Here is a 6377-nt window from a genome sequence, read left to right as displayed (position 1 = left end):
CAAAAAAGAAAATAAATAAATGATAAAGAGGAAAGGAGGGGTATAATGAAATATGGTACTTTTAAATTTAATGGAAAAGAAAGAATAGGAGCTTTAAAAGATAATCATTTAGTAGATGTGCAAAGAGCCTATGCACTATATTTAGAGAAAGAAGAAGGGGATGGACAGGCAGATGAAATGGCCAGAGCTTTAATTCCTAATGACTTTCTGGAATTTTTGGAATCAGGGAAAGAAGCCTGGGAAGCAGCCAGAACCGGTTTTGAATATGTAAAAGATTCTGCAAAAGATAAATTGGGGATTAATGAAGAATTTATATTCTATAATTTGGAAGATGTCAAAATACTAAAACCATATCAACCTAAAACGATTATGTGTGCTGGCCCTGAGTTAGAAGACCCAACAAATAAAGAGATGTATGATTATATTGAATTTTATTTAAAATCATCTCATACAATAATAGATCCTGGTGAAGAAATCTATTATGAAGGTGATCATACAGGTAGAATCGATTGTGAACCAGAATTAGCTCTGGTAATAGGAGAAAAAGGAAGATTCTTAGAAGAAGATGAAATAATGGATCATGTTTTTGGTTATACTATTTTAACTGATGTTTATTCTCTAGATAAACTACAGGTCGGATGGGAAGGAACGATGTTTCATGTTAGATATGGTGAAGGTGAATCTTTTGATAATTCAGCTCCTTTAGGCCCCTGGGTAGTAACAAAAGATGAAATTAAAAATCCAGAAAATTTAAAATTAAAGAAATATATTAATGATGAATTAGTAGTCGAAAGTAATACTTCTGAACTTCTTAGAAGTGTTAAAGAATTTGCAAGTTATTGTTCTACATTTTTTACTATGAAACCGGAAATCTTAATTTCTACCGGTAACCCAGCCGGGGTGGTTTTTGGTACAGATGATGAAGGTATTCCTGTCATAAAAGATATGAGAGAAAATCCAGTGCAGTTAAAGCCCGGTGATAGGGTAAGTTGTGAAATCGAAAATATAGGTAAAATTGAGAACCCGGTAGTGGATTATAAGGAGGTGAAGTAATTGAGATTAGTTAGTTTTAATGATGGAAAAAAATCTAGATTAGGTACAGTTATAGATGAGAAAGTATATGATTTGCGTAAAGGTTATTGTGAATTTCTAAAAAATAAAGGTAATAATTTGGCAGAAAAAATAGCTAAGGTAAGAATACCAGATAATACTGTAAAACTAATAAAGGGAGGTGATAAAGCTTATCAGGCCTTAAAAGAAGGTAGTGATTTTATTGAAAAAAATCCAAATTATTTTAATGGCGTTGATCTAGAAAAATTAGAACTTGAGGCACCAATTATGCCCAAAATAATAATTTGTGGGGGAGCCAACTTTGATGATCACTTAGAAGAGACAAAGAGATCTAAACCAACTGAAGTTGAATTTTTCTTAAAAGCTCCTAATTGTGTTATTGGTCCTAAAAAAGCAGTTGAATATGAAAGTAGAGTAACTGAAAAATATGATTATGAAGTAGAATTAGGAATTGTGATCAAAAAAGAGGGAAGATTTATTCCTGAGGAAGAAGCATTTGATTATATTTTTGGTTATACAATTGTAAATGATATATCAGCCCGCAGTAGACAGGTTATACCCTGGGGAGAATCTAATTTTCAACTGAGATTTGGAGAAGGAAAAAATTATGATACTGGCTGTCCTCTTGGCCCCTGGATAGTAACCACTGATGAATTAAATGATGTTAGCAGTCTTGATTTAAAAACCTGGGTAAGTGGTGAATTAAGACAGAATAATAATACTAAAAACTTAATCTGGAAAGTACCTCAACTTGTAAGTTATTATTCACAGTTTATGACTTTACAGCCAGGTTTTGTTATTGCTTCTGGAACACCTGGTGGACCGGCCCTTGGCTCAGATACTGAATTAGGAGCTGATCCTTATGAAAGAGATGATGGTGTAAAAAGAGGAGCCTATATGAAATCAGGAGATCAAATGAAATTGCATATAGATGGAATTGGTGAACTGGAAAATCCAATAGAGTAACTAAAAATAAGTAGTAAAAAATTAGAGGAGGAATAAAAAATGCTTAAGAAATCTTTGATCATGGTCTTGGCTTTAGTCTTAGTTTTTAGTTTTTCTTTTAGCAGTCTTTTTGAAGCAAAGGTGGAAGCAGCAGACTATACAATGAAAATAGCTCATGCAGCTATGCCTGATAGTGCCCGTCATAAAGGTGCAGAAGAAATTAAGAGAGTAGTAGAAGAATTAACAGGTGGAAAAGTGGCTGTTCAGATTTATCCTGCTTCTCAGTTTGGTAGTGGGAGAGAACAAATTGAATCACTTCAGGTGGGAGCACTTGAAATGAGTATTCTTCCATCAGCTTTCTTAGGTGGATTTCAGCCTTTAGTTACAATTCTTGACTTACCTTTCTTTTATCCAGCAGATAAGGAAGAATTGTTAGCACTGGAAAGAAGTGAAGCAATGTCTAAGGTATTGGCAACTACTGAAGAAAAAGGATTACTTTCACTTAGTCTCTGGCATACAGGATATAAGCAGTTTACTTCTGATGGTAAACCTTTAAATCAAGTAAGTAATTTTGAAGGAATGAAAGTTCGTTCTATGCCTTCTCCAGTTCAGGTTGAAATGTATGAGGTATATGGTGCAAAACCAATTACAATGCCATTTTCTGAAACTTATAGTGCCTTACAGACTGGAGCTATTGATGGGCAGGATAACCCAATTACTACAAATTATGATATGAAATTTTATGAAGTTCAGGATTATCTAACACTTTCTAAACATGGTTTGCTTGATCAGGTTATTATGGTAAGTAAATCCTGGTTTGAAGGATTACCATCTGATATTCAAAAGGTAATAGAACAGGCGGTAAGAGATGGTAGAGATGTCTGTGAAGCAAGAATAATGGAAAATGAAGAAAATTATCTTGAAGAAATGAAAGCATCCGGAATAGAGGTAATTGAATTAACTGAAGAACAGAGACAGGAATTTATAGAAAAATCAGAAGCAGTTAAAGATTTCTATATTGAAAAATATGGAGAAGAAGCTGAGGAATTAGTAAATGCCCTTGAAGCAGAAATGGAATAAAGGGAAATGAAATAAACTTAAACAAATAAATAGTACTCCCCCCCTTATCTTAATAGTTTTAAGGTAAGGGGGAATAAAATAATACTATAATAGCAATTTTGTTTTAAAGGAGGGAAAATGAATGATTTTTTCTACTGTAAATAAAATTTTAAATAACTTTGAAAGAATTGTAGTGGGTTTAGGATTATTATTTACAACTGCGATTATATTTATTAATGTAGTGGCCCGAAGTTTTGGGAACTCATTTGTCTGGGCTGAAGAATTATCACGTTATGTTTTAATCTGGATAACTTTTGTTGGCGCAAGTATGTGTGTCAGAAATGGAAGTCATGTTACTATGGATGTAGTTTTTAATAGATTTCCACCTAAATATAAGAAAAAATTATTTTTGTTAATAAATATGTTTGGAGTTGTTATGAGTTTGCTTTTAACTAATTACGGTATGCAAATTGTGCTAAAAATTTATAGTAGGGGACAGATAAGTCCTACAATCGGTCTGCCAATGTATTGGGTTTATTTAGGAGTACCGGTAGGAGCAATATTAATGGCAAAGAATTTTTTACACATTTTTATTATTAATATTAGATCTAAAAGTAATGAAATACAGGATACACTTTAAATAGAAAACAAATAGAGTAAAATTTATATATAAAATTGGAAGAGGAGGATTAAAATGGCCATATTATTATTAAGTTTATTGTTCGGTTTTTTAATAATGGGCTTACCGATATTTTTGAATTTAATGGCAACTGGTTTAATTACTTTAGTTAGTTTTTTTCCAATGGACCCCCTGATATTAATTCAAAGAGGAATTGGTGGAGTTAATAAATTTAGTTTACTTGCAATACCATTTTTTCTACTGGCTGCCCAGATCGTTTCTGAAGGAGAGATAGGTGAGAGATTAATAAAATTAGCTAAAACTCTTGTTGGCCATCTCCCTGGTGGTCTGGCTTTAACTACAGTTGTAACCTGTATGATTTTTGGGGCAATTTCTGGAGCTGGAGCGGCTGCGGTTGTTGCGATCGGAAGTATTGTGTACCCGGCTTTAACTAAATCAGATTATGGAGAAAAATTTTCTATGGGGCTTATTCTTTCCAGTAGTAGTATAGCAATGCTTGTTCCTCCTGGAATTGCTATGGTCCTTTATGCTATATTAACTGGAAATTCAATTGCTAATCTTTTTATTGCCGGTCTGGGAGTAGGTATCTTACTGGGATTAGGTTTTATGATTTATAGTTATATTTATGCTAAAAAACACGATATAGTTTTAGAAGAAAGAGCTACCTTAAAAGAAGTATGGGATGCTCTAAAAGAAGGTGTCTGGGCCCTTGGTTTACCGGTTATAATTATTGGTGGTATTTACTCAGGTGTTTTTACTCCAACTGAAGCTGCCGGAGTTTCTGTAGCTTATGCTGCTTTTGTAGAAATGGTTATTTATAAGGATATTAGTGTTAAAGAATTATTTGAAATATCCTGTAAGGCAGGAAATACCATTGCCATGATTATGATTTTAATTGCTGCCGGGTCTATTATTTCCTGGGTTATGACTATTGGACAGTTACCACAAATGGTTGTAAGTTTATTGAGTGGAGCAAATAATATTGTAATTCTATTATTATTAAATGTAGTATTCTTAATTGCTGGAATGTTTATTGATCCTAATTCAGCTATTATTGTTTTAACCCCACTTGTTTATCCTTTAACCAGAGTATTAGGTATTGATCCAATTCACTTTGGTATGATAATAGTTCTTAACCTCTCAATTGGAATGATTACTCCTCCATTTGGATTAAATATTTTTGTGGCCACTGGAGCTTTTGATATAGGTTATGAAAGGATTGTGAGTGGAATTTTACCCTTTATAATAATTAACTTAATTATTCTGATGTTAATTACTTTTGTACCTCAAATTTCACTATTTTTACCAAGATTATTATTAGGAGGTTAAAAGGGGAGTGGTTACTTGAAAATAGAAATCTCCAGTTTAGGGATTTTGCAGGATTATTTATCTACTGCTGGCAAAGAAGTACAATTTGAAGAATATGAAAAATTAAAAGTCAGAGAAATTTTGCAGATATTAAAAAGAAGATGGGGAAAGGATTTTTATGAGCAGGTGATAGAGGGTGAAAATATTAAAAAACAAATTGTAATTTTGCTTAATGGTTTGAGTATTGCAATGAAAAGTGGATTAGAAACAGAAGTTAAAGATGGAGATAGACTTACATTTGCTGTATTTATTTCAGGAGGATAAAAAGAAGGGAGAATTATGACTTTTAAATTAGCTTTAGTCCAGCCTAAAACTTATTTTGGTAAAGAAAATGATGTGAATGAAAAAAATTTAAAGTCAGCATTAAATTATATAGATGAAGCATCAGAAAATAAGGCAGATATAATCTGTCTGCCAGAAACTTATCCAGGGCCCTGGCGGAAACCAGTTGATTGGACACCAATTCCGGCCTTACAGAAAAAAGCAAAAGAAAAATCAGTATATATTTTAGCAGGAACAGCAGAAAAATCTATTAAAGATCCAGAAAAACATAATATTGTCATGGTAATAATTAATAGAGATGGAGAGATAGTAGGTAAATATAGAAGGACTACACCGCCCGGTCCCTGGGCCTATCCTGGAGGAAAGTTCTGGGATTTAGATTATGAAGAAGCAGATGAATTACCTGTTTTTGAAACAGAGTTTGGTAAAATTGGAATTTTGATGTGTAGTGAAGTTTATGTCCCGGAATTGGCCAGGATATTAGCTCTAAAAGGGGCGGAAATTTTATTTATGCCGGCCGGGGGAGTAAAGGTTGATCTTAATCCTACCTGGAGAACTTTAATTTTTGCCCGGGCCATAGAAAATTTGGCCTATAATGTTACTACTCAAAATATTTTTGGAGTGGAAGAAGGACTGGCTATGGTAACATCTCCAGAAGAAATAATTTTGGAAGAAAAGAAAACAGGAGTATATTATGCAGATATAGATCTGGAAAGAGTCCGCTGGCTTAGAAAACAGAAAGATAAAATAATTTATCCACTTCCTTATAAAACTAAACCTGGCACTTTAGATCAATGGCGAAGAGAAGAAATATACAGTTATTTAATAAATTCTCAAGAATGAAGGTGAAAAATAAATAAATAATAATTATTAAACCCCTGTTTCAGGTATTAAAACCTGATCCAGGGGCTTATATTTTTAACTAATATTTTTAATAAAAAGGTGAATTTAATTTTTTCTTGAATAATTATATTATAAGGAATTAATATTTAAGGAGTTGTATATTAAAACA

The 6377-nt window shown here is 32.7% G+C and carries 7 protein-coding genes; all 7 read left to right on the top strand.

What is annotated here, in order from left to right:
* Positions 1-45: 45 nt before the first annotated feature.
* A complete protein-coding gene (locus tag VJ881_05390) occupies positions 46-1053 on the top strand; it encodes a fumarylacetoacetate hydrolase family protein (protein HKL75484.1) in 1008 nt (335 codons plus the stop codon).
* Positions 1054-2037 carry a fumarylacetoacetate hydrolase family protein gene (locus tag VJ881_05385; GenBank protein HKL75483.1) on the top strand — a complete coding sequence of 328 codons (984 nt, stop codon included), beginning with the start codon at positions 1054-1056 and terminating at the stop codon, positions 2035-2037.
* 39 nt (positions 2038-2076) lie between these two features.
* A complete protein-coding gene (locus tag VJ881_05380) occupies positions 2077-3096 on the top strand; it encodes a TRAP transporter substrate-binding protein (GenBank protein ID HKL75482.1) in 1020 nt (339 codons plus the stop codon).
* A gap of 121 nt (positions 3097-3217) precedes the next feature.
* The gene (locus tag VJ881_05375; GenBank protein ID HKL75481.1) at positions 3218-3715 is read left to right on the top strand and encodes a TRAP transporter small permease; all 498 of its coding nucleotides are present in this window, start codon (positions 3218-3220) and stop codon (positions 3713-3715) included.
* Between the two features lie 54 nt (positions 3716-3769).
* Positions 3770-5044: a TRAP transporter large permease subunit gene (locus tag VJ881_05370; GenBank protein HKL75480.1), complete on the top strand. Its 1275-nt coding sequence runs from the start codon at positions 3770-3772 to the stop codon at positions 5042-5044.
* 15 nt (positions 5045-5059) lie between these two features.
* A complete protein-coding gene (locus tag VJ881_05365) occupies positions 5060-5347 on the top strand; it encodes a MoaD/ThiS family protein (protein HKL75479.1) in 288 nt (95 codons plus the stop codon).
* A gap of 15 nt (positions 5348-5362) precedes the next feature.
* The gene (locus tag VJ881_05360; GenBank protein ID HKL75478.1) at positions 5363-6208 is read left to right on the top strand and encodes a carbon-nitrogen hydrolase family protein; all 846 of its coding nucleotides are present in this window, start codon (positions 5363-5365) and stop codon (positions 6206-6208) included.
* Positions 6209-6377: the final 169 nt, after the last annotated feature.

Source organism: Halanaerobiales bacterium, from assembly GCA_035270125.1.
In the GTDB taxonomy this organism is placed as follows: Bacteria; Bacillota; Halanaerobiia; order Halanaerobiales; family DATFIM01; genus DATFIM01.
Note: the sequence above shows the minus strand (reverse complement) of the source record. Positions and strands in the feature narration are given on the sequence as shown.

Coding starts and splice junctions, on each gene's coding strand:
- VJ881_05390 (HKL75484.1), top strand. CDS start 46: ATGAAATATGGTACTTTTAAATTTAATGGAAAAGAAAGAATAGGAGCT.
- VJ881_05380 (HKL75482.1), top strand. CDS start 2,077: ATGCTTAAGAAATCTTTGATCATGGTCTTGGCTTTAGTCTTAGTTTTT.
- VJ881_05375 (HKL75481.1), top strand. CDS start 3,218: ATGATTTTTTCTACTGTAAATAAAATTTTAAATAACTTTGAAAGAATT.
- VJ881_05370 (HKL75480.1), top strand. CDS start 3,770: ATGGCCATATTATTATTAAGTTTATTGTTCGGTTTTTTAATAATGGGC.
- VJ881_05360 (HKL75478.1), top strand. CDS start 5,363: ATGACTTTTAAATTAGCTTTAGTCCAGCCTAAAACTTATTTTGGTAAA.